Below are 21,363 nucleotides of genomic sequence, written 5' to 3' on the forward strand. Positions count from 1 at the left end.
TGGGGGCAGTTTAGCAGCTATAGATAAAAATGGCGGAATTTTCACCACTTTTGTCATTTGAGCCTACTCCTGCTCGCGTAGGAAGCGGTGGATCTGGCGGCGCTGCTTTTTATTGGGTCGCTCGCGCTGAATCCCCGCATTGGCTGCCTGGCGTTCAGTGCGCTCCTTTTCGCGCCGGGCGATGCTGTCCTCGGTCTCGCGGTACAGGGTGCGGGCGATATCGGCACCGCGACGCTGGTCGGAGAGGGCAATAACCTCCACCTCAATCAAGTCCCAGCCCTGGCGGATACTCAAAAGCGCGCCAACGGTGAGATCTTTGCTGGCTTTGACCCGCTGTCCATCGGCGTGCACTTTACCACCTTCGATAGCCTGTTTGGCGATACTGCGGGTCTTAAAGAAGCGTGCGGCCCAGAGCCACTTGTCGATACGTACTTTTTCCATCGAATCCTGTTGATCAATATAAACTTGGGCCCGGGTTATGCGGGCTTATTGTTACTGCGCTTTGTTACTGCGTTGCAATGACATAATTTCATCAAAGTGATGAATCGCCGGGAAGTCGCTGATATGCCGTTTGGGGCCGCGGCTGTCCGGCTGGCGGATACACAACAGGTGGGCGATGCCATAGTCCTGTGCGGCGGCCAACACACTCTGGTTGTCGTCAACAAACAGCGTGCGCTCCGGGTCGAAGGCCACCTCCTCGCGCAGGGCGTGCCAGAAGCTTCCACTCTCTTTGGCATGTCCATAATCGTGGGAGGAAATGATGTCGTCAAACCATGGCTCGAGGCCGGTAATTTGCAGTTTGTGGTCGAGTCCATGGCGGTGTGCATTAGTGACCAGATAGGTGGGCTTACGCAGTTGTCGCAGTCCCTGCAGGAAGGCCTCGGTATGGGGGCGCAGGGCGATGCGCTCTTCGATCTCGCGCAGTATCGCGAGGATATCCAGCTTCAGAGTTTCCGCCCAAAAGTCCAGGCAGTACCACTCCAGAGTGCCGCGGCGTGCATCAATTTCCCGCTGCAGCTCTATTTGGGCCCGCTCGGGATCGAGACCGTGTACTTCGGCGTAGCGTTTGGGTAGATGGTCGAGCCAGAAATGGTTGTCGTAGTGCAAGTCCAGCAGGGTGCCGTCCATATCCAGCAGTACGGTGTCGATACTTCGCCAGTCGAGCATGGGGCCTGTCTACCTCTCTGTGGTGGGGGTGGGAAGCCAAATTGTAGCCTTCCCAAAATATCCCCAGTATGAAGGTGGGCATTATGCCTGGGCACGGCGTATGCCGTACAGGATGGCAAACTGAGCACCGTAATAGCTGAGCATAATTGCTGTGTCGGCGAGAGGTAGCGGTGCTATGAACTTATTCACAGCGATCAATGCGTCGGACAGCATAAAAGTGAGTGCACCGGCGAATAGCAGCCCGGAATTGCCCCGGTGAGCCCCGGCGCCTAGGGCCATGGCAATAATGGCAAGCAAGTAAAGAAGCACTGCTGGCGCCAGCTCCCCCGCAGCGGGAAGTATCCAGCGGGCCAGCCCCACTGCGGCCAGCAGAACAGGCAAGATACGTATCAGACTGCGGCGTTTGCGGAAGTCGGCAAAACGCAGGAAATTGGCCGCATAGAGAAGTTGTGCCACCAGGAAGGCACCCAGGCCAAAGATAAACTGGTGGGCAAACCTCATTTCCAGGAGTACATCGCCAAGTGCGGAAAAAGCCAGGGCCGCAAGTGTCAGAGTGCGAGTGAGCCCGTCCAGGTGCCGCATCGCCATCAGGGCGAGAATGGCGATTGGCAGCGCTTTCAGCGAAGCCATCCACAGCCCTTGAATTGCCATGCTGTCGAGGAGCATAAAAAGAGCGGCAAAGAATATAAATGCTACAGGCATAAATAGGCTTGCATGAGTTGCATCATGGGCATCGGAGGTCATATTCGGATTCATGGCAGCGCCTTTATTTTTGGTTTTATGTTTATCGGAAAGAAGCCAGTCACTAAATGTGGCACAAAGACGTGTTACCACCAACCGGATCGCCATGAATTCACAACTCCGTGTTAAACCAGTTCCTTGTGAGGGAGGCGATTACTTGCAGAGGAATTTATACGTGTGTGCCATTGGGATTTCCTTGTGGGTCTCTTGGGGCAGCGCACATCTGGGTTACTATCTGCGCACAGGAAAATATTAATCGGTGGACTGCCTGTCTGCCGTGAGAGCCATTAACGGAGAGCTTCATCAATGAAGGCAGCCAATATTCTGGAAACCATCGGCAATACCCCGCATGTGCGTATCAATCATCTGTTTCGCCCAGATATCGAAGTGTGGATGAAGGTAGAGCGTTTTAACCCCGGCAGCAGTATCAAGGACCGTATTGCCCTGGCGATGATTGAGGATGCAGAGCGCCGCGGTGCTTTGCAGCCCGGTGGTGTGATTATCGAGCCCACCTCCGGCAACACGGGCATCGGATTGGCCATGGTGGCAGTGGTTAAGGGGTATCGATTGATTCTCACCATGCCGGAATCTATGTCTTTGGAGCGGCGCCAGGTGATGAAAGCTATGGGGGCTGAGTTGGTGCTTACTCCCAAGGAGCAGGGTATGGGCGGGGCTATCGCCAAAGCCGAGGAACTATTGGCGCTGCATGAAAACAGCTGGATGCCGCAGCAGTTCTGTAACCGTGCCAATGCCCAGGTGCATCGTGACACCACTGCCAAAGAAATCCTCGCAGATTTCCCTGAGGGGCTCGATTACCTGATTACTGGGGTTGGCACCGGTGGCCACATCACCGGTTGTGGAGAGGTACTGAAGGAATCCTTTCCCAAGTTGCAGGTTTTTGCCGTCGAACCGGAAAATTCTCCAGTGATCAGCGGTGGTGATAAAGGGCTGCACCGCTTGCAGGGGATTGGTGCCGGTTTTATTCCCGAGATACTCAATACCAAAATGCTGGATGGCACCATTTTGGTAAATGGAGAAGACAGTTTTGAAATGGCGCGTAAGTGCGCTTTGAAGGAGGGGATTTTTGTGGGTATTTCCTCAGGTGCGAGCCTGGCCGCGCTGAAAAAGCGCGAGGGCGAATTTGCGCCCGGTAGCCGCGTATTGATTTTTAGTTATGACAGCGGTGAGCGCTACTTGTCGGTGAAGGACCTTTTCCCCTCCTGAGACTTTATACTCACCACCTGAAAAATAAGGGAGTTTTAATGAATAAGGCATTATTGGAGCAGGTGATTGCAATCTGCAAAAACGCCGGTGAAGCTATCTTGGAGGTTTATCACAGCACTGCTGAGCTGGAGGTGGACACCAAGGCGGATGACTCGCCGGTTACAGCTGCGGATTTAGCGGCACACAAAATTTTAGCCCCTGCTCTGGCGCAGCTGATTGACGGTGTACCGGTATTATCGGAAGAGCAGGAAATGCCATCATTTGCCGAGCGCAGCCAGTGGCAGCGGTACTGGATTGTGGACCCGCTGGATGGCACCAAGGAATTTATTCGTCGCACTGGTGAGTTCACCGTTAATGTGGCCCTTATTGAAAATGGCGAACCTGTGCTGGGCGTGGTGCATGTGCCGGTACTGGATATCACCTATGCTGGTGGCAAGGGTGATGGTGCCTTTAAGCGCACGCTTTCCGGCGATACAGAAATTCATGTGCGCCCGCTGAAGCCGCGCCTGGAAGCTGGTGATGCAGTGGAATTGGTTGCTAGCCGCAGCCATGGTGCCGGCGCCGTGGATCAACTGGTAGAGCGTATCGAATCCAAATTGGGTGCGGTGGTCTGTAAAAACATGGGTAGCTCTCTCAAACTGTGTCTGGTGGCTGAAGGGGCCGCTGATCTCTACCCGCGGCTCGCACCCACTTGTGAGTGGGATACAGCCGCAGCCCAGGCGGTGGTTGAGGCTGCCGGTGGCACAGTGGTGGACGATTCCTTCAAGCTGCTGCGTTATAACAGCAAAGATTCTTTGCTGAATCCGTTTTTCTATGTGATCGGTGATGCATCTTACGATTGGCAGGATTTGCTAAATGCAGAGTCTCCAGTGAACTAAGCTTGCCATGCCCCCACTTCAGTGGGGGTTCTATTTATTTTTTATCAACCTTTAAAACCAGCACAAAAGGCCGGCGTTATGCCTCTTCAGGTGAGCCGCAAAGCTTCAGATCTGAATGAAACCCGCTGTTTACGCAGACAGCTGGAACAGGAGATTGCCTGGTTACAGCGGCAGCAGGATGCCCTGGTGGAGCCGGAGGCAGAAAATCAAAAATTCCTATGGCGCACTCTTAACGGCATGATTTTTTCCCGTAGGGCACTTCTCGGAAGAATGCCGCGCTAAATTTTTCGTCGTTCGCACCTTGATAAGGTTTAAATGTCGCAGTGGTTAGGTTGTTTGGCGTCGCCCCTCCAATAACCATTCCGGCTAAATAATGCAAACCCTCGCAATGAGGTTCAACTCCAACCTAGACAATAAATTCAAAAATTAATTATTCAGCTTTCGGTTTATTCTGAAGTAATAGGTGCGGTTGCGCAGAGTTTATTTTATTGGGGAATTTGTTGATTTTCCTTGCCATATTTCGTTCGCAGTTTTGAAACCCGTCTACGCTTTGGAAAGCCAATGTATAAGAGAATTTTCTAATGCGCTATCCGGTTGTGCTTCACAACATTGAATACGCCGGCTTTGGTGCCATAGCACCCGACCTGCCGCATTGTCACTGCTATGCCGAAACTCTGGATGCCGCTCTACAAAAAATGGCGGAGACTATTTTTCAACGCCTGGAAGAATTACGGCAAGCTGGAGAGCCGATGCCGCAGCCTCAAGACGTCGACAATTTGCGGGATAACCCAGCATTTGCCGGTGGTATCTGGGCCATCATTGATGTGGAAAGCCTTTAAGGATCATTATCCATATAAATTTGGTATTCGATTCGGATAAGTTTCTGAGGTGGATAACCATGACAGCTAAGCTTTGGTAAGGGGGATGAATTAAAAAGCGTCGTGCTGCAAGGATGGATGTAATGAAGACGGTGTTATGTGTCTTGGCCTTACTGTTATCACCAGCGGCCACTGCAGTCGAATGGAATAATCCTTTCGATGGTATTGAGTCGGGTGAATATCGAATTATTACCACGCTGGGACTGGGTTCAGGGGAATTACAGCTCAATGATCAGCGGGATTTTTTTGGTTATGTCAGCGTTGGCGTGACACCCGCCGTGGGTGTTTGGCAGGTGAATTTACAATTTTCCCGCTTTGATGATAATCACGTGCGAATTAATCAGGTGGGGCTCAATTTTAAAGTGGATTTTACCCTGAATTGTTACGTTCAGTGTCTCTACTGGATGGCGGGGTGGAATTATGCCGATGTTGATTTGAATGATGTGCGTAAATATGGTTATTGGTATCACAATAAAGACAAGTGGCACCTATATGATATTTATGACAAGGAAAAAGACTGGTATTACGACGGCCATTATTACCATGTGATCGATGCCAGTGGCAGCGATTCTTTCTGGAATCTTGGGGCCGGCTATCGGTTTATGTGGAACCAGGATTTTGATACTTCCATAGAATACAACTACAACGATATTAATTCTGTCTACCGAGTGAACCTTGGGCACTTACGTACTTTAAGTCTTAATTTTTCCTATCGCTTTTAACTATAAATTTATGTTAAGCGGGAAATTTGAGGTGTTTCCCGCTTAACATACTATGTCCGGTTTTTCAGACCAGTTAATTAGTCATCGTGTTTTAAATACGGTAAATGGTTTTTATCCATAAGGTCCTGCCGGGCTCATTAACCCTATCCAACTGTGGGAAGTTGGGAATTTCCGCACCCGCACGGCTGACATGTTCTGCATAGGTTTCATCTAGTAAGTTATCGACCCCTGCAGTGAATAGCAGTCGTTGGCTTGGGCGCCAACCTGCGTTAATTGACAGTACGTCGGCAGAATCCGTGGGCCCAAAGTCCTGTCCGATAATGTTACCCTTACCGATATCGACGCGATCCTGGCTGGCAATAGCCCGCCACAGAATACCCGCCGACCACTGAGCTTGCTCATAGTGCAGCCCCAGGCGTGTTTCCAGTGGGGGCAGTTGGGCCAGGGTGGTATTGTCTGTGTCGTTGGCACCACGCACTGAAGTGACAGTAAACTCGGTGCGCCAGTTTTCGTTTAATTGATAGCTGGCATCTAGTTCTAGTCCCCAGGTGCGCGCCTGAATATTGCGAATTACCGCAGCGGTACGCTTATCCCCAGGCTCCCCCATATCCATTGCGTTGCCCATCGAGGACATGGTGCCCATGCCTGACATCACCGCAGCCTTCTGGTAATCATTCTGTACTAACAGGTAGTCGCGGACATCACTGGCGAAAGCGGAAATACTGGCAGACAATTTTTCAGTGCGATAGATAGTGCCGATATCCAGTTGACTGGTTTTTTCTGATTCTATATTGAGTGCGCTATAGGAATCTGCTGCTTCGCGGGAAAATATTTCCCAGTAATCCGGGAAGCGCTCACTGTAGCCGAGCCCGGCGTAGAGGGTGGCAGAGCTGGTGGAGGTACTTGGCAGCGCCAATTCATAGCGTATAAAACCGCTGGGCAGTTGTTCTGAGCGGCTCTCACCAGCGGTGGGGTTATCGACCGAGGACATCATCGATAACGAAATCGTCTCGCGCAGGTCGCGTACTTCCCAGTCATCCAGTCTGGCGCCGGCGATCCAGCGTTGATCCGGAGCGAATTGCCAGCTGGCTTCGGAGAAAATGCCCAGTTGGGAAAATTCCGCATCCGTATTCCAGTTGCGCTGGCGGTAATCAACCATCGTCTGATTCATGCTCATGCGTCCGCGGTGACTGTTTTCCCAGGTATCCAGGCCTGCTGTCAGCTCAAAGTTATCCGCAGGATTCAGCTGCAGACTCAGCTTGGCACCAATGGTTTCGCTGTCTAAATTCATGACGACTGGATTGGTAGCCATTCCCGAGGGATTACGCAGGCTGTAATTATCCATGATGTGATCGACATAGTTGTAATAGATCTGCACTTCGATGGTATTCAGCAGAGCGCCGATATTGCTGCGGCGGTATTTGGCTTTGTAGCTCTCGCGTGCAAATTTACTGCCATCTACTCCACGGTCGGCATAGGCCGCTTCGGCATCGCTAAAAGCTGTTTCGAATTCCAGGCGGCTGTCATCATCGGGGGTCCAGGCCAGATTGGCTTTGCCACTCCAGCGCTCGTAACCGGAGTGCACCCGATTGCCGTCGCCATCCTCATAATCATCTGCAGAGGCAGAAGTTGCCGAACCGCGCAGGGAAAATTCTGGGGTTTTGTACGCTAGGTCAAAGAGCCCGTCTTTTCGATCGGCGCTGCCGCCAAGCAGGCTCGCATGCATATCCCATTCGGGTTCGCTCGGGCGCTCCCGCTGTTGGTTGAACAGCACTACCCCGGCGGAATTGCCCGGTCCGTGAGTGACGCTCTGGGGGCCTTTAATCACCTCTATTTCGTCGAGGCTTTCGGGGAAAATATAGGCGGTAGGTGGGTCCATACGGCCGGGGCAGCCACCCATAAGAGACTCTCCATCCAATAACATGCCCAGGCGCGAGCCCCCCATACCGCGCAACAGCGGATCGCCACTGGTGCCGCCTTTGCGCACCACGGAAAAGCCGGGAATGGTTTTTAGGTAATCGGCGCCGTCGTTAGCTGGTAGGGGCTGTCGAGGCATTTTCGGGTCCGTCAGTAGGTTGAGCGGCAGTTCGGTTTTTACTCCGGTGACCACCATCTGCTCCATTTCCCCCTCTTTTTTTTCATTTCCCTCACTGGCCATTAGGGAAAATGGAAAGGTGCAACCAGCAATAATTGCCAGGCTCAGTGGTGTGTGTAATGGCTTTTTCTTTTGGAGTTTAACTTTTCGCATTGTGACTTATCCGTTTCTGGGCCGAAGGTCAGGCACGGCCATGGGGAGCGCGGTAAAAATAGCGCGCACGGGTTTGTTCCCGCCGGCTAAGCAGCGGGAATTCCAGTTTTTTTAGTGAAGCGGGTCTACGGCTGTTGCAATATCCCAACCAGAAAAATTACCGGCAAAGGTAGTGCAGCGAAGCGCAGAAACAGGCCTCGACTATTTAGTTTTTGAAAAATAAGAAAACCGAGGTTTTAAACTGGAGGGGCGCGGATAAGGGGGCGGCTGTAGTATAAAGAAAGAGCGGTGTTAATGCCGTTGCTGAAAAGGGGGAGAATATTCCCCTCACTGGCGAAATGCAGGTCTAATGCAGGTACATGGACAAGACTGGCAGCGGCGGAAAAATTACAGTGATTGTCAGCAAAAGAATGCGCGGTCAGTGCATCGTGGTTGTGCCCACTGTGCTCACCGTGCCCACCACCATGGCTGTGATGATGGTCCTGAGCCTGGCTGGCTAGGGCATTTAATAACAGAGCGCTGCGGCTGTCGCCGTGGCAAAAATCGTAGGGGGTGCCCGCAGAAAAAGCGGCGGGCATAAACCCTGCGGGAACCAAACCACGGGCACTGAGAAACACCAGTAAAAGCAGCAGTGCCTGCCACTGTGGCAGGTGAGGGCGGTTTTTACGGGTGCGCGGGCGACTCATAAATAAGGTTCTTGAAGTTACCGGGATAGACTTAATAAATTCCCGAAGGCAAGTGGCAACAGATTACCCGCTGGCTGTAAAAAGTGCCACTATCGGTAACAAATTTTTCTGTTTGCAAGTTAATTAATTTGTACAGTCGCATTCGGATAAAACTATTATCCGATTTTTTTAACGCAAAAGAGATTTTAAGCGTGCGCTGATGCCATGAAAAAACTGATGTTTTTTCTTCGCTTTATCACCGCTTAAAAAATTTATTTGGATCGCCTGTCGTTTGCCGACAAAACTAGGGTAACCATGCCAACAATTATCCGTTACCTTAAAGGCCACCAGAGAGCCCGGTCCCGGTAGTAGTTCATCACTGTAGTCGTCCAGGCTTTTGCCGCTGCGCAGGATACGCAGGCGTCCAGTGGGCGCAGACCAGTCATTGTTCAGATAGATCAGTACGGTAATGAGTTTGGTTTTGGAGTCCGTATGGATACGCCCATCTTTGGCTCGGGAGTATCCGCGCAGGGTGGCCATCATCGGTTTATCAGATAGATCCAGCGCAAATTTTTCACCGAGAATACTTCGCACCTCTGTGCTGCCAAATTGTTCGACAAAACTGCGCAGGCGTTCCGAAGTTTTGACATCCTTGATATTGAAGCTGCCGCCTTTGTCTAGAGGAGGGAAGTCTGCGATCAGGGCGCTGGCCTCATCGGAGGCCAGGGAGCGCTCTAGGTAGAAATGGGGGAAAGGGGAAGTCTTTACTTCGGCACTGCTGAGTCGCTCGATAGTGATTTGGGACATGGTCAATTTAAGCTCCCTATACTGTGGGATTATTTTTTTAGGACATCGATAACATCACTCTTTGGTTACCTCTTACATCAAATACTTTGAATTCCCGGCTTTCACTACCGGTTAGATTTTGCCGCTGCGTTTCAAACGCCAGTAGGCTTCCACCAGCGCCTGGTGCAAAAGCTCCGGACGGGAATCCACCACTAGTACATTACAGGCTTGTAACTGTTGCAATAGGCGCGCACGGCGACGAAGAAAATCCCGTGCGGCTGCGCCTTCGACGGCCTCGGAAAAATCCCCGATAGGCTTTTGTGCCATTCGGTCTACGGCAGTCTCCCGCAGGCTCGCCACCATCACTAAGTGATTGCGAGTGAGCAGCCGCACTGCGGTGAGCAGTTCGCTGCTGTCTTCATCGCGCAGGTTGGTAATTAGGATCACCAGTGCGCGGCGCTTGTGGGCACCCAGCAGTTGCTGGGCGGCGCCGCTGTAGTCCGCGCTGCCAGTGCCGGAGTGCAGATCGTAGACATTGTTCAGCAACAGGTTGATGGCGCTCTCACCCTTTACCGGTGGCAGTTGCCCGCCGGAGCTGTCCTGTGCGGCGGCGAAGGCCTGCAGACCCACGGCGTCGCCCTGCTTTATCGCCACATAGGCGGATAGCAGCAAGCCATTGAGGGCATGATCAAAGTGACTCAGTTCGCCATCTTTGGCGCGCATGCGACGGCCGCAGTCGAGCATATAAATAATTTCCTGATCGCGCTCGTCCTGGTATTCACGGCTGATCAGTTTGTGCAGGCGTGAACTAGCGCGCCAGTCTACCTGGCGTTGGCTGTCGCCCTGACGGTATTCGCGCAGCTGGCGAAAATCCATGCCTTCGCCGCGGCGCTGCTGCTGATGCAGGCCGAGGTGGCGCAGAGTTTGCTCAGTGGAGAGCGCCTGCAGGGAGGAGATGCCGAGAAAATTGGGGTAGACCTTTACCGACTGTTCGCGGCCGAGCCACAGGCGTGTTTGCCAGAGGCCCCAGGGTGAGTCGGCGAGCACCTCGATTCGGCCAAACTCGGCGCTGCCACGGCGATGGGGTACCAGACTGTACTCAATGGCAACCTCCTGGTCAGGCTCCAGCAGCGCCTGGCGTGGTAATCCGTTGCTGCCCAGCTGTTGCGGTACGTTGTCACATACCGATAGCTTCAGGGCCCTCTGGCCATGGTTGCGCAACTTCAAATGAACGCAGTTGCGCACGCCCAGGGCCAAATTAGCGGGCAGTTTGCGCTGGCCCTCCAGGCCCAGAATCTTGCGTCCGGTGAGGAAATCCAACAGCGCCGCGCCGATCAGTAGCCCCCCAACTGTCCACCAGAGGGACTGCAACAGCTCCGCAGATTGGGGTGCCCAGATGCGCGCGGCGCTCACCGTAAGCGCAGCCAGGCACCAGTAGCCGAGGAGCTTCACCAGGCGGTGGCTGGGCCCGGGCCTTCCGAGCTGAGGTTTTGCGTATGGAACCTCTGTTGCAGCGACATCCTGTGTCACAGTCGCGGCGCCTCGACGCTATCGATAATCATGGCCAGAGCACTGTCGGTGGTCTCACCATCGATTTCCATATCTGGGGACAGGCTCACGCGGTGGCGCATGACGGGTATCGCCATCGCCTTGATATCGTCGGGCAGCACAAATTCCCGCCCCTGCAACAGGGCGCTGGCACGTGCGGTCTGCAACAGGCCGATACTGGCGCGGGGACCCGCTGGGCTGCGCAACTGGTTGGCGTCGCGGGTGGCGCGCACCAGGCGCACGGCGTAATCCAGTACCTGCTGGTCCAGGGCTACCTGGGGTACCAGGGCTTGCAGTTGTTGCAGCTGCTCCACGGTTATCTCGCCGGCAGACTTCTCCCGCAGGTGCTGCTCGATGCGACCACTGCTGGCAGCGGCGGCCAGTTTCAGCTCGGCCTCCAGGCTGGGGTAGTCGATCAGAACTTTGAGAAGGAAGCGGTCCAGCTCCGCCTCCGGCAGTGGATAGGTGCCCTCTTGCTCAATAGGGTTCTGGGTGGCCAGCACCATAAAGGGGCTGGGTACGGGAAATGCCTTGCCATCGATTGTGACCTGCTTCTCCTGCATCACCTCTAGCAGGGCTGCCTGGGTTTTGGCCGGGGCGCGGTTGATTTCATCCGCAAGCAGTAAGTTGGTAAATACCGGGCCGCGGCGCACTTCGAAGCGGCTTTCGCCCATGTTGTACATGGCATGGCCGGTCACGTCAGCTGGCATCAGGTCCGGGGTGAATTGGATGCGGCGGAAGTGACCGCCAAAGCAGCTGGCCAGGGTGCGCACCAACAGGGTTTTGCCAAGGCCGGGTACGCCTTCCAGCAATACGTGGCCGGAAGCCAGCAAGGCCACCAACACCTGTTCGACGACCTGCTCCTGACCGATCAGCAGGCGGTTGATATTGTTGCGTAGCAGTTGCAGTTGGGCTGAGGCAGCCTGCCAGTCCGGTGCCTCGGTGTGGGTTTTTGGTTCTGGGTTCAGGGTGGTATCACTCATAGGGCTGCCTCTATACGCTGCAGATTGCGCATTTGTTCGGTAAAGGTTTCTTCGCTGGTCGCCGGTGTGCCCCAAAGGCAGGCGACCAGTTTGGTTTCACTGAGGCCGGTGGCATCACTGAGGTGCTGGCACAGTTTGCGCTTGGTCTTGGCGTTGGCGTCCGCAGCGCCGAGCCGGCGCAGCAGCTCTTCGCGCTGGCCGCGCAGTAACCGTTCGCACTGGTCGTCGCGCCAGTAGTAGTGGCCGCAGGCGGAGATATGCTCCAACAGTGAGCGTCGGGTAATCTTAGGCGGAGGTTGCAACGGGCCAAAGCGGCGCGCACGTAGAACCAGCCAGCCGAGCAAGGCGAGTAGGCCGGAGATAAAAAACTCAGAGGTGTACTTTTTCGCTAAAAAACCCAGGGAGTCGAAACGAGGGCGGGTCAGAAAGACGAAATCGCCACTTCCGGCCAAAAGCTGCAGGAAATAGGCGTGGTCGAAATGGCCGATTCGGTGGGATTGCCAGATAGTGTTATCGGTCAGCAGGGTGATAACCCCTTGACCCCGCTCAAATTGCATAAAAGGCGCGGCTTCGTCTTCGCGCCATACCTTGGCGAAGAATACCGGTGCGCCCTCAGCGCTGCTGTTATCGATCCCCTCGTGATAGAGCAGTTGGCCTGCGTCGAAATGTAATTGAATCTCAGCCCCACCGGCGGTAGGCAGAGTGATCAAGTCTTCCGGTTCAACATCAGGGTTGCGGGGTTTTTTCTTTTTGGTCTCGGTCTGCTCTTCGGCTTCGTCGATTTTGCGATTGTATTCGCGCATAGCCTCACCGGGGCTCTGCTCCGGGCTCAGTTCGGCATCTTCGCCCAACAGTGGCTGCAGGGGATGCTCAAAGCGATATTCCTCGTGGCCTTCTACGATGGAGACGCCCAGGTTTTCCAGCAGCCAGTCGCGTTCGGCACTGCCTCCTTTCTCGGAATCGAACCCTGCAGTATGTGCCACTACGATGGCGTGCCCCCCGCTTTCCACCCATTGCAGTAGCTCCTCAACCCGCTGGGAGTTGTAAGCTTGGTTGGAGTTAGCGATAAACAGAGTCGCATTTGGGGACAGCCCATTCAGGACGGAGATATTTTCTGCCTGGCGCGGTTCCAGCCCTACTTGCGCCAAGTAGTGCTCGGCCGCCAGAAACAGATTGCGCCGCGCCTCAGGCCCCCAACCGCGATCCTTTTCTTCTGTGTAGCGTTCAAAAAAGGTGAGAAATAACCATACCAGTGCCGCACAGAGCAGCAGGGCGAAGCCAATTACTAGACGTTTAACGGTCATTGCCGAACACCTCCTGCCACTGTTGGCACAGGCCGCCCAGCTGCTCATCGGCGGGGGGGCGATGAGCATAGGCCAGCTGTTGCCAACTGCCGGTGAGTTGCTGCACAAACTGGCTCAGTGGGGCGCTGACTGGGCGCAGCGCTTCCTGTGGTGATCGCTGGCGCTGGCTTACCAGCTGGGCACACTCGCTTTCGGTAAGGTGGTCGCCAAACTGGAACTGGAAATCCTCAATTAAATGGGACAGGGTGGAACGATACAGGAGGCCGAGACCGGCGCGTTGATCGCCGGTCCGCCACAGGCGCATTACTTCCGCACATACGTCGTCGGGCAGGCTGGATTGACGTACATCGAGTCCGAACAGGGTTTCTGGCGCTACCGGTTTTGTTTTGGGTTTGTGTTGCCAGCGCAAGCTGTTGAGGATGGCTTCGCGGTGGCGCCACCCCAGATAGAGCAAGCCGGCAATCACGCCAATCCAAAGTAGTAACTCAATGGGCTTGGCGAGCAGTGCTCCCCAGTTGATGTCTGAGGAATCATCAGTCTCCTGAGAGTTTTGCATAAGCCATTTGAATAGCCATTCGAATAGCTCAATGATCCACTCGGGAATTTTTCCTCGCTCTTCTTCAATTTTTTTCAGGCGCCAGCCGCTCTCCTGCTCAATGCTGTGAAAATCCTCTCCGGCGAGAATTTCGTCAATATGTCGTTGCGCTTGAGCCGGGGTTTGCAACGTTTCCGCATAGGCCTGTGGCGCCGGTGCCAGGGAGGTGCCGGCCAGGACGCACAGTAACAACAGAGCGGCTAGGGGGGAGGTGCTAGTGGCGGTCTTTTTACCAGCCCGTTGAGCGTCTCGGTAGCGCTCGACCAAATCGCGGAATTGAATCTCGATATCCCAGCCTTCCAGCTCGATGCGCCGGCCGATATACAGGCAAAAGCCGCTGACGATATAAAATGGCGCCACCGCCGCCATAATAAGTAAACAGAGAATATTGGATGCCCATTCCAGCGCCAGGGTCTCGCCGCGAATCAGTGGAATCCATTGGATATTTGCCACAATCTGCTCGGGAATAAACAGATAAATCAAGATAAAGGCTGCGATGAGGAAGAAGGATTCCAGGTGAATACCAGTCAAGGTCAGCCAGGTGGCCGCACCGGAGTGTTTGCGGTGCAGTACACTGATACGCGCGCTACGAGCGGTGCCTTTGGATTGCTCCAGTACAGTGACCGGCATATCAAAAGAGCGGGTCGGGCTCAGGCGACGGAGGGTGATCCAGGCGAGCCAGTCGGTGCGGTTGTAGCGGAAAAACTCTTTGAGTGCTGCCAGTGCAGATACCGGTGCGCCGAACAGAGTGCGGCTGATCATGAACAGCGGCAGGCGGTCAAACACCGGTTTTAACCACCAGAGAGCGAACAGTGACCAGCCGGGATGAGCCGGGAAGAACCAGGCCAAGACACCCAGTACCAAAGCTGCCGGCAACAACCAGACCAGAAACATCGGCAGCCAGTGCTTGCGTGCCAGGGCGACACCCAGATCGATGGATTCCCAGGGCGAGCGCAGGCGTGCCCTTACCGCCATATTTTTAACTTGCATGGCTGGAATCCCCGCGCCCAGCCAGGGCGAAGTAAGCGAATACCAGCAGCCACAGCAGGGCGCCGAAACCTAACTTAATTGTTATGGGCGTGGTAGCACTGGAGGACCAGAAGGCTTCGAGGAAGGCGGCGATCACCAGCATCAGGAAAGTGCCGTACATGATTTTCATGGCCTCGACACTGGCCAGGCGCAGCGCCACAGAACGGCGGTGTTGTCCCGGCTCTACCAGCGAGCGCCCTAACAACAGGCCCGCGGCGCCGGCCAGTACTATGGCGGTCAGCTCAAAGGCGCCGTGGCCGATCACAAAAGGGTAAAACGTGGAGACAAATCCCACTCGCGTGATATGCCCAAAAGCCGCACCGATAAATAGCCCATTAAAGACCAGGAAAAAGATGGAGCCGAGTCCGAACAGTATGCCCCCGGCAAAAGTGCGGAAAGCAATGCCAATATTGTTCTTGATGTAGAAGCCAAACATGGCCAGATCGGTATCGGAGCCGCGCTCGCGCCCCAGCACGCGGTTGCCGGGATCGTACATCGATTCCAAGGATAATACGTCTCCTGGCGACATCACCGCATAAATCAGTGCGTCGTTATTGTAGGTGCCGATGCCCATCACTAGGGCGGGCAGTAAAAACAGTGCCGTTGCCAACAACACTACGCGGCCATTGGCGCGCACCGCCTGGGGAAATCCGGCCAACAGATAGTGCAGCCAACCTTTGCGGCGCAGAGTTTGCTGGCGGTAAACTCGGTGGTGGGCCGCTGTAACCAGCTTGTTGAGGTGGTCGATCAGGCGGCTGGTATATTGACGCTCTTTGGCCACCGCCAGTTGCTGACACAGCTCCCGGTAGACGACCGGAAGATCCAGGGCGCTCGCCTGCGCACTTTTGCTATCGCTTTTCAGCCAGGCTTCCAGCTGTGCCCAGCCGTCGCGGTAGCGATTCTCAAAATCTCTCTGTCTCATAACCCCTCAGCCCCTGCCGCCCAATAACCAACTACCCACAGAGCGCAGGTATTCCAGCGCAGCGCTATCTCTCTTCTCGGTAACGGGTTCGAGTAAATTGGCCAGCTCTTGTTGGCGCGCTTCGCTCAGGTCTTCGTGGCGTTCCAGTAAACTGATCAGGGCCAACTGGTCCTGTTGTTTGAAATTGCGGGGTGGTGGAAGAGGCGATGTATCCGGTAGGGCTACAGGCACCTTGTCCTCGTCCTTGTAGATCACCAGGGTACCGGCGGCCAAGTCACCGAGGCGCTGGAAGTGTCGCCCGAGGGTCATGGCAATAACGCCGGTGGCGTAAGCGAAAGGGAGAAAGTCGGCAAAGCGCAAAAGGTTGCGCACTATGGAAGCACCCCAGGAGATGGGGGTGAGATTGTCGTTGACTACCATCAGGCCGAAGGCCTTCTTACCCGGTGTCTGGCCGCCGCGCAGCACTTCGAAAAACACCGGGTAGAACCACTCCAGCAGGAAGGAGCAGACCAGCCAGATTCCTATACCGGCAGTTTCGGCAAAGGCCAAACCTATACCCAGTGCGGTCAGTATTAGGGTGCGGTAAAACACATCCACGGCAAAGGCGAGGATGCGCGGCACAGGCCCTGCAGCCCGTGCACGCAGATCGATACCCTCAGGGGTTTCGACGTTGTAGGTGGTATCCAGCAAGCTACCACTCCTGTTAGATGCTACAAATTAGGAACCTTGAGGGCCACCAAAAACTTTGCGGTAGGCGACGCCGTATGCAATAGAAGCTAATGGGAGAGCCCAGATAAGGCCTATCAACAGTGCCAAGCCACCTACAAGATAGATAAGAATTAATACAATAAAGAAGCCCAAAAAAGCAAACCAGTTGTTGGTAATGGCTTTGCGGGATGCTTCCAGAGCTTTCCAGGGGCCTAAATTTTGGTCAGCTACCAGGGGGAGAGCCAGCATATAGGCAATGACCAGATAAATCCCTGGGATTACCAGTAGAAGGAAACCAATACCCACTAATATGCTCATGATGATGTAAGTCACACATAAGGGTACTATTTTATCGAAGTGCGCAAAAACCTCAGTACCAGAGGTTTCTTCTTTTCTGGCGATCTTGATGCCCACCATCATCATCCCCACAGCTAGGGGAACCCCTACGATTCCGGTTATCAAGTTATAAATGATTGTTGATGAGAGGGATGCACTAGCGGCCCCTGTCAGATCAAATGCTGGGTAGCCAGTTAGTAGACCGGCAACAAAACTGGTTGCAGCAATTGCGATGATATAAAGAATAATGGCAAACCAAACTGTGCGCTTTTTGCCTTTCGACAGCTGCCAGCCCTCATTGATGGCTTCGCCAATAGAAAAGGAATAATCACCGGCAATGCCTTTCTCGAGTGATCCAAAATCGCCAGCTTCACTATTTTCGGCAAGTTGGGACTCGGGAGCTTTATAAATATCACTCATCCTGTTTGATTTCCTTATTAAAAGTTAACGGATTGGGATGTGCAGAGCCTTGAAGACGAATATCGCACAGGCGCGTTGTGGGAACAATGCCACGCCAGTACAGCGGCAAATTAGGTGATGAATCTTTCTCAGCATAAAATTCGCCTTAGACGTAAAGAGGAAAGGTAATAATGAAGAAATTTCTATGGGCGGGGGCTGTGATAATAATGGTTATCACAGCTGGATATGTGGCACTGCCCTTTTATGCAATGGAACAACTGCAACGTGCGGCGCAAATGGCGGGTGCGCAGGAGCCAGAAAAAAGGCGAGAGAGCATCGATACGCTGGAACGCTACGTGGACTTTCCGGTATTGCGTGACAATTTAAGAGTCCGTTTACAGGAACAGCTGCGCTCTTCTATAGGCAATTCAATTCCACAGGAATTTGATGAGCTACTAACCGCCGGTGCGAATTTTGTCATGGGCCCATTAATGCAACAGTTTGTAACCCCAGAGGGGGTCGCAGCCCTGTTGCGTGGCGGTGAGGACTTACAGGGAATGGAACGAAAGTTGTTTGGCCAGGACACAGCACCCCAGGCAGATTCCTATCCGCAGACCCGGCAAGATTCTGAAGAAAAGCCTGAGAGCAGTTGGAGACGTCTCAAATGGCGTTTTACCGATATTAACCACCTGAGTGCGGATTACGGGGAGGCCAACCGGGCAGAACTGCGGTTGATTATGCAGCGCAATGGGCTGCATTGGCAGCTGGTGGATATCGAATTACTCAATGGCACCGAGGGGGAAGGCTGATAATGGAGATGGATAGTTCGGTTAATGTGTTTGGCGATGCACTTATTCCCTGCAGCCTGGCACCAATGACCGGTTTTTTTCGCGACGGCTGCTGCAACACCTGCAAAGAGGATCAAGGCTCCCACACGGTTTGTGTGGAAGTAAATGATGAGTTCTTGGCATTTTCCCGCAGCCGTGGCAACGACCTGAGTACGCCGATTGAGGAGTACGGGTTTCCGGGGTTGGCTCCGGGAGACCGCTGGTGCCTGTGCGCCGCCCGCTGGTTGGAGGCCCAGCAGCAGGATAGGGCACCGAGAGTTTTTTTACAGCGTACCCATGTGAAAGCTCTGGAGATAGTACCTCTACAGCTACTGCGACAATACGCTGCAGATTTGAATTAATCAGTGCGGAAAAGAAATTGGCACAGCGAGCAAGCTGTAAAGGGTTGCTCCGCTGTGCCAATGTCATTTATCCAAAACCCCAATCAGGATGGCAGGAAGTCGATGGAGTAATTGCGGGTTGTGGCTTTAACATCCGCAGAACCAAAATTAATCATGCGGATCCTCGCCAGCAGCTTGCGCTCCAGGGCGGGGTTGTTCAGCTCACTCTCAATCAACTTGATGGACGAAATAGTGCCGTTTGCTTCAATCACCAGCTGCACGGTAATTTTACCCTGCAGGGTGGGATCACGGCGTAAGGCACGGTCATAGATCGCATTGATTGCCGCCTTATTGGCCTCCATTATGCCGCGAATGGCATTGTCAGTTCGCGCCAACTTCTCACCTCTGACTCTCCTGGCCGCCTGCTTGGCGGAGCCTTGCGCCTGAGCCTGCTCAACCCGGGTGGTTTGTCGGCCCGCCAGTGATACGCCTCCCGTGTCAGTGCTGATGCTCCCGGCCCTGACACCGCCGCTCGAAGTTTTGGATTTGTCGCTGATCATATTGCGCTGTGTTTGTGCAGCAGTGGCGCTGCCGGCACTGAGCTGACCGCGGGTAACTTCACCCGTATCAAAACTCTCACGCATATCCAATAAATCGTCGGCCAGGGCATTGATGCCGCTGCTCGCCGCTTTTTCCCGCGCTTTTTGTATAGTGGCAACAGGGGGTGTCTCTACTTTACTGGGCTCGGGTTTCGGAGCCGGTTTCGGCTTTTCCTTCTCGACTTTTTTAGGTTCTGGTTTTTCTTTGGGTTTCTCTGCGTCAGGTTTTTTTTCCTCAGGCTTCGGTTTGGCCTTGGGTTTGGGCTTCGGCTTGGGGAGCTCCTTTTTCTCCAGGATAACCTTGGCCAGTTGTGGTGGCACTCGCTCTGCCTGTTCCCGGGTCAGCTCCGGCACTGGAGCAAAGGTAACGATGGAACCGCAAACGGCGAAGACAATAAGCCCTGCACGCAGGAACTTTATAAAGCGCTGGTCTTCCTGGTTGGAAGCAGACCAGGGCAACAGGGTTTCCTGTAGTTGCCAGGGGGCATAGCGGCTGGTTGCAGTGCTCATATCAGCTTTCCACCCCCGCGGGATCTATTGGTGCTGTCTGCTCAACAGCAAAAGAGATATCGCGGTAATCTGCCTGGGCGCAGGTCTGCATAATCTGTTTGAGCAACTCATAGGGAACCTGCTCGTCACCCATAATGGTGACCGAGCGTCCCCTTTGCTTTTGCTCGTCGCTGAGTTCACCGGCGCGTTCGGCGCGGTACTCCAGTTCCTTCAAGAGGGGCTCGATATTTTCCTTACCAGCGTCAATATCGTTAATGCCTACGATCATGCGATCACCAACGAATAATTGCTGATTATTGACCCTCACGACCGTAGTGACTTCCGGCTTTTGCTGAGAAGTGGACTTGGGTAGCTTGATGGTTTTATCTGATTGCAAAACCTGTACATCGCTAGTGGAGTTCACCAACAGGAAAAATACCAGAATGGTGAAAATGTCCATTAGAGAAACCAGATTGAGCTTCGATTGCTGTCGTTTCTGTCGCTGACGCCGCTCCTGTAATTTGGCGGCTGCGTTAAGCATCATTTTATTTCCCCACTACGGTTGTTTGCTGGGGGGCATCGCCCAGGGAAATCTGTGGGAACAACTCGGCATCGACGACTGATGCGGCAACTACTGCTCGATAGCTGCGTGCGGTATCCATAGCTGCCACCAGGGTTTTATAGGATGTACCTTTTTCCGAGAGAATGACCAAGTCGTCTTTCTCGATGGATTTTTCCCGTAAGTTACGCTTTATTTGCTGCAGTATCAGGGAAACCGTTTCCATATCTGGTTCACCATCGATATTCTCCACTCGCCTGACTAGTTGCCCTGCCGGGTAATTGATATCAACATGTGCGGTGCGTAATACCAGTTCCAACTGTCGATTTTCCTGTTCAGTTGCACTACTGCTTCCATCACTGATGCCAGGAAGATTGAGTTTTAAAACTGAGATATGGGAAAACACCATATTGAGCAGCAGTACAGGAACCAGGATAGTCATCAGGCTCATAAAAGAGGTGATGTCCAGCTCTGCTTCCTCGTGTCCACGGCGACGAATATTTAATTTCAACATGGCGAGAGCCCTCAGGCATTCACTGCGCGCTGCTGTTCCGTTTTTTGTGGGCGGCCCATAGTCAACAGGTTTAGGAACTTTACTCCGGCCATCTGCAGGCTATCTACAATTTCATTGGTCTTGTTTTGTAGCATGGAATTAAATAGCAGAAGGGGAATTGCTGAGATAAGCCCGAATGCGGTGGTATTCATTGCTACGGAGATACTGGTAGACAACATAGTGGCTTTTTCCGCAGGGTCGGCAGCGGCTACAGCGGTGAACGCTGCGATAAGGCCCATAATGGTGCCTAATAAACCGAGTAGGGTAGCAATATTGGCCAGGGTAGCCAGGTAGTTGGTGCGCTTTTCCAGGCGCGGTACTGCTTCGAGGATGCCCTCTTCGATTGCCAATGCAATATTTTCCTCGCGCTTGGCGAATTGCAGGGTATTAATACCGGCGGCGGCAATGCGACCCATCGCAGCATCGTTGTCTCGGGCCAGTTGTAATACATTTTGATAACTGCGTTTTTGCAGTAGCGGTAATACCTGCAGATAAGCGCGGCGATTGGCGCTCTTAGCGCGGGAAAGAAAAATCCAGCGTTCCACTACCATAGCGAGGCCGATAACCAGCACTAGGGCAATAGGATACATAAAAGGGCCGCCAGTCTGGAAAAAGCGCAATAACGCCTGAGTAAATTCCATGATGAGTGTCTCCACAGAAGTAAGTGTTTAATTAGCGATATTTTTTTGCCAAACGGCCATTCCATGGTCATTGGGCATGATGATGAATATTGTGGAGTCGGATGAGGGCTCTACAATAAACTCCTGATAAGTGAAATACCTGCGGTGGCTTATCCCTGCTCCACTGGAGTACTGAGTTTCAGCAAAAAAGCACGATTACATTAGTTTGTGGTGCTCGATGA

The 21,363-nt window shown here is 53.6% G+C and carries 24 protein-coding genes; 7 read left to right on the plus strand and 17 right to left on the minus strand.

The window, feature by feature from the left end:
* Positions 1-63 precede the first annotated feature (63 nt).
* The 3 genes from ACJJIT_RS00205 to ACJJIT_RS00215 all read right to left on the minus strand — a co-directional run bounded on the left by ACJJIT_RS00205 (position 64) and on the right by ACJJIT_RS00215 (position 2,016).
* Positions 64-441 carry an RNA-binding S4 domain-containing protein gene (locus ACJJIT_RS00205; protein ID WP_444887474.1) on the minus strand — a complete coding sequence of 126 codons (378 nt, stop codon included), beginning with the start codon at positions 439-441 and terminating at the stop codon, positions 64-66.
* Positions 442-492: 51 nt separating this feature from the next.
* Positions 493-1,167 carry a GMP/IMP nucleotidase gene (yrfG, locus tag ACJJIT_RS00210; protein ID WP_444899576.1) on the minus strand — a complete coding sequence of 225 codons (675 nt, stop codon included), beginning with the start codon at positions 1,165-1,167 and terminating at the stop codon, positions 493-495.
* Between the two features lie 81 nt (positions 1,168-1,248).
* The gene (locus tag ACJJIT_RS00215; protein WP_444899577.1) at positions 1,249-2,016 is read right to left on the minus strand and encodes a lysoplasmalogenase; all 768 of its coding nucleotides are present in this window, start codon (positions 2,014-2,016) and stop codon (positions 1,249-1,251) included.
* 198 nt (positions 2,017-2,214) lie between these two features.
* Here ACJJIT_RS00215 and cysK point away from each other — a divergent pair, with 198 nt between their 5' ends.
* From cysK to ACJJIT_RS00240, 5 genes are all read left to right on the plus strand, one after another.
* The gene (gene cysK / locus ACJJIT_RS00220) at positions 2,215-3,132 is read left to right on the plus strand and encodes a cysteine synthase A (RefSeq protein ID WP_444883078.1); all 918 of its coding nucleotides are present in this window, start codon (positions 2,215-2,217) and stop codon (positions 3,130-3,132) included.
* Between the two features lie 38 nt (positions 3,133-3,170).
* Entirely contained in the window at positions 3,171-4,010 is an 840-nt protein-coding gene (gene cysQ, locus ACJJIT_RS00225) for a 3'(2'),5'-bisphosphate nucleotidase CysQ (RefSeq protein ID WP_444887471.1), read from the plus strand.
* 78 nt (positions 4,011-4,088) lie between these two features.
* Positions 4,089-4,292, plus strand: a complete 204-nt coding sequence (locus ACJJIT_RS00230; RefSeq protein WP_444887470.1) for a hypothetical protein — start codon at positions 4,089-4,091, stop codon at positions 4,290-4,292.
* Between the two features lie 299 nt (positions 4,293-4,591).
* Positions 4,592-4,849 (plus strand): type II toxin-antitoxin system HicB family antitoxin, encoded by a 258-nt coding sequence (locus ACJJIT_RS00235; protein WP_252083702.1) that lies wholly within the window; start codon positions 4,592-4,594, stop codon positions 4,847-4,849.
* Between the two features lie 122 nt (positions 4,850-4,971).
* Positions 4,972-5,610, plus strand: coding sequence for an outer membrane beta-barrel protein (locus tag ACJJIT_RS00240; protein WP_444899578.1), 639 nt, complete (start codon positions 4,972-4,974; stop codon positions 5,608-5,610).
* A gap of 91 nt (positions 5,611-5,701) precedes the next feature.
* Here the strand turns inward: ACJJIT_RS00240 and ACJJIT_RS00245 are convergent, their stop codons facing one another.
* The 10 genes from ACJJIT_RS00245 to ACJJIT_RS00290 form a co-directional block, all read right to left on the minus strand.
* The gene (locus ACJJIT_RS00245; RefSeq protein ID WP_444899579.1) at positions 5,702-7,858 is read right to left on the minus strand and encodes a TonB-dependent copper receptor; all 2,157 of its coding nucleotides are present in this window, start codon (positions 7,856-7,858) and stop codon (positions 5,702-5,704) included.
* Between the two features lie 236 nt (positions 7,859-8,094).
* Positions 8,095-8,544, minus strand: a complete 450-nt coding sequence (locus tag ACJJIT_RS00250) for a hypothetical protein (RefSeq protein ID WP_444899580.1) — start codon at positions 8,542-8,544, stop codon at positions 8,095-8,097.
* A 168-nt stretch (positions 8,545-8,712) separates the two neighbouring features.
* Entirely contained in the window at positions 8,713-9,330 is a 618-nt protein-coding gene (locus ACJJIT_RS00255; RefSeq protein ID WP_444899581.1) for a 2OG-Fe(II) oxygenase, read from the minus strand.
* 111 nt (positions 9,331-9,441) lie between these two features.
* Positions 9,442-10,839 carry a DUF58 domain-containing protein gene (locus tag ACJJIT_RS00260; RefSeq protein WP_444899582.1) on the minus strand — a complete coding sequence of 466 codons (1,398 nt, stop codon included), beginning with the start codon at positions 10,837-10,839 and terminating at the stop codon, positions 9,442-9,444.
* Entirely contained in the window at positions 10,836-11,840 is a 1,005-nt protein-coding gene (locus tag ACJJIT_RS00265) for an AAA family ATPase (RefSeq protein ID WP_444899583.1), read from the minus strand. Before ACJJIT_RS00265 ends, ACJJIT_RS00260 begins: the two co-directional genes overlap by 4 nt.
* Entirely contained in the window at positions 11,837-13,144 is a 1,308-nt protein-coding gene (locus ACJJIT_RS00270; RefSeq protein ID WP_444899584.1) for a DUF4350 domain-containing protein, read from the minus strand. Before ACJJIT_RS00270 ends, ACJJIT_RS00265 begins: the two co-directional genes overlap by 4 nt.
* Positions 13,134-14,729 carry a DUF4129 domain-containing protein gene (locus ACJJIT_RS00275; protein ID WP_444899585.1) on the minus strand — a complete coding sequence of 532 codons (1,596 nt, stop codon included), beginning with the start codon at positions 14,727-14,729 and terminating at the stop codon, positions 13,134-13,136. Before ACJJIT_RS00275 ends, ACJJIT_RS00270 begins: the two co-directional genes overlap by 11 nt.
* The gene (locus tag ACJJIT_RS00280) at positions 14,719-15,690 is read right to left on the minus strand and encodes a stage II sporulation protein M (protein ID WP_444899586.1); all 972 of its coding nucleotides are present in this window, start codon (positions 15,688-15,690) and stop codon (positions 14,719-14,721) included. The genes ACJJIT_RS00275 and ACJJIT_RS00280 overlap by 11 nt, the downstream gene beginning before the upstream one ends.
* 6 nt (positions 15,691-15,696) lie before the next feature.
* Positions 15,697-16,380 (minus strand): RDD family protein, encoded by a 684-nt coding sequence (locus ACJJIT_RS00285; protein WP_444899587.1) that lies wholly within the window; start codon positions 16,378-16,380, stop codon positions 15,697-15,699.
* A gap of 27 nt (positions 16,381-16,407) precedes the next feature.
* The gene (locus ACJJIT_RS00290) at positions 16,408-17,154 is read right to left on the minus strand and encodes a hypothetical protein (protein WP_444887459.1); all 747 of its coding nucleotides are present in this window, start codon (positions 17,152-17,154) and stop codon (positions 16,408-16,410) included.
* Positions 17,155-17,324: 170 nt separating this feature from the next.
* Between ACJJIT_RS00290 and ACJJIT_RS00295 the strand changes: the two genes are divergently transcribed.
* The gene (locus ACJJIT_RS00295) at positions 17,325-17,942 is read left to right on the plus strand and encodes a DUF2939 domain-containing protein (RefSeq protein ID WP_444899588.1); all 618 of its coding nucleotides are present in this window, start codon (positions 17,325-17,327) and stop codon (positions 17,940-17,942) included.
* A gap of 2 nt (positions 17,943-17,944) precedes the next feature.
* The gene (locus tag ACJJIT_RS00300; protein WP_252083689.1) at positions 17,945-18,322 is read left to right on the plus strand and encodes a DUF2237 family protein; all 378 of its coding nucleotides are present in this window, start codon (positions 17,945-17,947) and stop codon (positions 18,320-18,322) included.
* 83 nt (positions 18,323-18,405) lie between these two features.
* On the opposite strand, the gene ACJJIT_RS00305 is transcribed toward ACJJIT_RS00300, so the two are convergent.
* Genes ACJJIT_RS00305 through ACJJIT_RS00320 form a run of 4 tightly spaced genes read right to left on the minus strand, consistent with a single transcriptional unit; the run spans position 18,406 to position 21,142 of the window.
* Entirely contained in the window at positions 18,406-19,410 is a 1,005-nt protein-coding gene (locus ACJJIT_RS00305) for an AgmX/PglI C-terminal domain-containing protein (RefSeq protein WP_444899589.1), read from the minus strand.
* A 1-nt stretch (position 19,411) separates the two neighbouring features.
* Positions 19,412-19,933 (minus strand): ExbD/TolR family protein, encoded by a 522-nt coding sequence (locus ACJJIT_RS00310; protein WP_444899590.1) that lies wholly within the window; start codon positions 19,931-19,933, stop codon positions 19,412-19,414.
* A 1-nt stretch (position 19,934) separates the two neighbouring features.
* A complete protein-coding gene (locus ACJJIT_RS00315) occupies positions 19,935-20,462 on the minus strand; it encodes an ExbD/TolR family protein (RefSeq protein ID WP_444899591.1) in 528 nt (175 codons plus the stop codon).
* 11 nt (positions 20,463-20,473) lie between these two features.
* Complete coding sequence (locus ACJJIT_RS00320) at positions 20,474-21,142, minus strand: MotA/TolQ/ExbB proton channel family protein (RefSeq protein WP_252083686.1); 669 nt, start codon at positions 21,140-21,142, stop codon at positions 20,474-20,476.
* Positions 21,143-21,363 lie beyond the last annotated feature (221 nt).

The organism is Microbulbifer mixtoriginis (SeqCode), assembly GCF_052467515.1.

Coding starts and splice junctions, on each gene's coding strand:
- yrfG (WP_444899576.1), bottom strand. CDS start 1,167: ATGCTCGACTGGCGAAGTATCGACACCGTACTGCTGGATATGGACGGC.
- ACJJIT_RS00240 (WP_444899578.1), top strand. CDS start 4,972: ATGAAGACGGTGTTATGTGTCTTGGCCTTACTGTTATCACCAGCGGCC.
- ACJJIT_RS00280 (WP_444899586.1), bottom strand. CDS start 15,690: ATGAGACAGAGAGATTTTGAGAATCGCTACCGCGACGGCTGGGCACAG.
- ACJJIT_RS00265 (WP_444899583.1), bottom strand. CDS start 11,840: ATGAGTGATACCACCCTGAACCCAGAACCAAAAACCCACACCGAGGCA.
- ACJJIT_RS00205 (WP_444887474.1), bottom strand. CDS start 441: ATGGAAAAAGTACGTATCGACAAGTGGCTCTGGGCCGCACGCTTCTTT.
- ACJJIT_RS00310 (WP_444899590.1), bottom strand. CDS start 19,933: ATGATGCTTAACGCAGCCGCCAAATTACAGGAGCGGCGTCAGCGACAG.
- ACJJIT_RS00215 (WP_444899577.1), bottom strand. CDS start 2,016: ATGGCGATCCGGTTGGTGGTAACACGTCTTTGTGCCACATTTAGTGAC.
- ACJJIT_RS00275 (WP_444899585.1), bottom strand. CDS start 14,729: ATGCAAGTTAAAAATATGGCGGTAAGGGCACGCCTGCGCTCGCCCTGG.
- ACJJIT_RS00235 (WP_252083702.1), top strand. CDS start 4,592: ATGCGCTATCCGGTTGTGCTTCACAACATTGAATACGCCGGCTTTGGT.
- cysK (WP_444883078.1), top strand. CDS start 2,215: ATGAAGGCAGCCAATATTCTGGAAACCATCGGCAATACCCCGCATGTG.
- ACJJIT_RS00230 (WP_444887470.1), top strand. CDS start 4,089: ATGCCTCTTCAGGTGAGCCGCAAAGCTTCAGATCTGAATGAAACCCGC.
- ACJJIT_RS00305 (WP_444899589.1), bottom strand. CDS start 19,410: ATGAGCACTGCAACCAGCCGCTATGCCCCCTGGCAACTACAGGAAACC.
- cysQ (WP_444887471.1), top strand. CDS start 3,171: ATGAATAAGGCATTATTGGAGCAGGTGATTGCAATCTGCAAAAACGCC.
- ACJJIT_RS00315 (WP_444899591.1), bottom strand. CDS start 20,462: ATGTTGAAATTAAATATTCGTCGCCGTGGACACGAGGAAGCAGAGCTG.
- ACJJIT_RS00320 (WP_252083686.1), bottom strand. CDS start 21,142: ATGGAATTTACTCAGGCGTTATTGCGCTTTTTCCAGACTGGCGGCCCT.
- ACJJIT_RS00245 (WP_444899579.1), bottom strand. CDS start 7,858: ATGCGAAAAGTTAAACTCCAAAAGAAAAAGCCATTACACACACCACTG.
- ACJJIT_RS00295 (WP_444899588.1), top strand. CDS start 17,325: ATGAAGAAATTTCTATGGGCGGGGGCTGTGATAATAATGGTTATCACA.
- ACJJIT_RS00290 (WP_444887459.1), bottom strand. CDS start 17,154: ATGAGTGATATTTATAAAGCTCCCGAGTCCCAACTTGCCGAAAATAGT.
- ACJJIT_RS00250 (WP_444899580.1), bottom strand. CDS start 8,544: ATGAGTCGCCCGCGCACCCGTAAAAACCGCCCTCACCTGCCACAGTGG.
- ACJJIT_RS00300 (WP_252083689.1), top strand. CDS start 17,945: ATGGAGATGGATAGTTCGGTTAATGTGTTTGGCGATGCACTTATTCCC.
- ACJJIT_RS00270 (WP_444899584.1), bottom strand. CDS start 13,144: ATGACCGTTAAACGTCTAGTAATTGGCTTCGCCCTGCTGCTCTGTGCG.
- ACJJIT_RS00255 (WP_444899581.1), bottom strand. CDS start 9,330: ATGTCCCAAATCACTATCGAGCGACTCAGCAGTGCCGAAGTAAAGACT.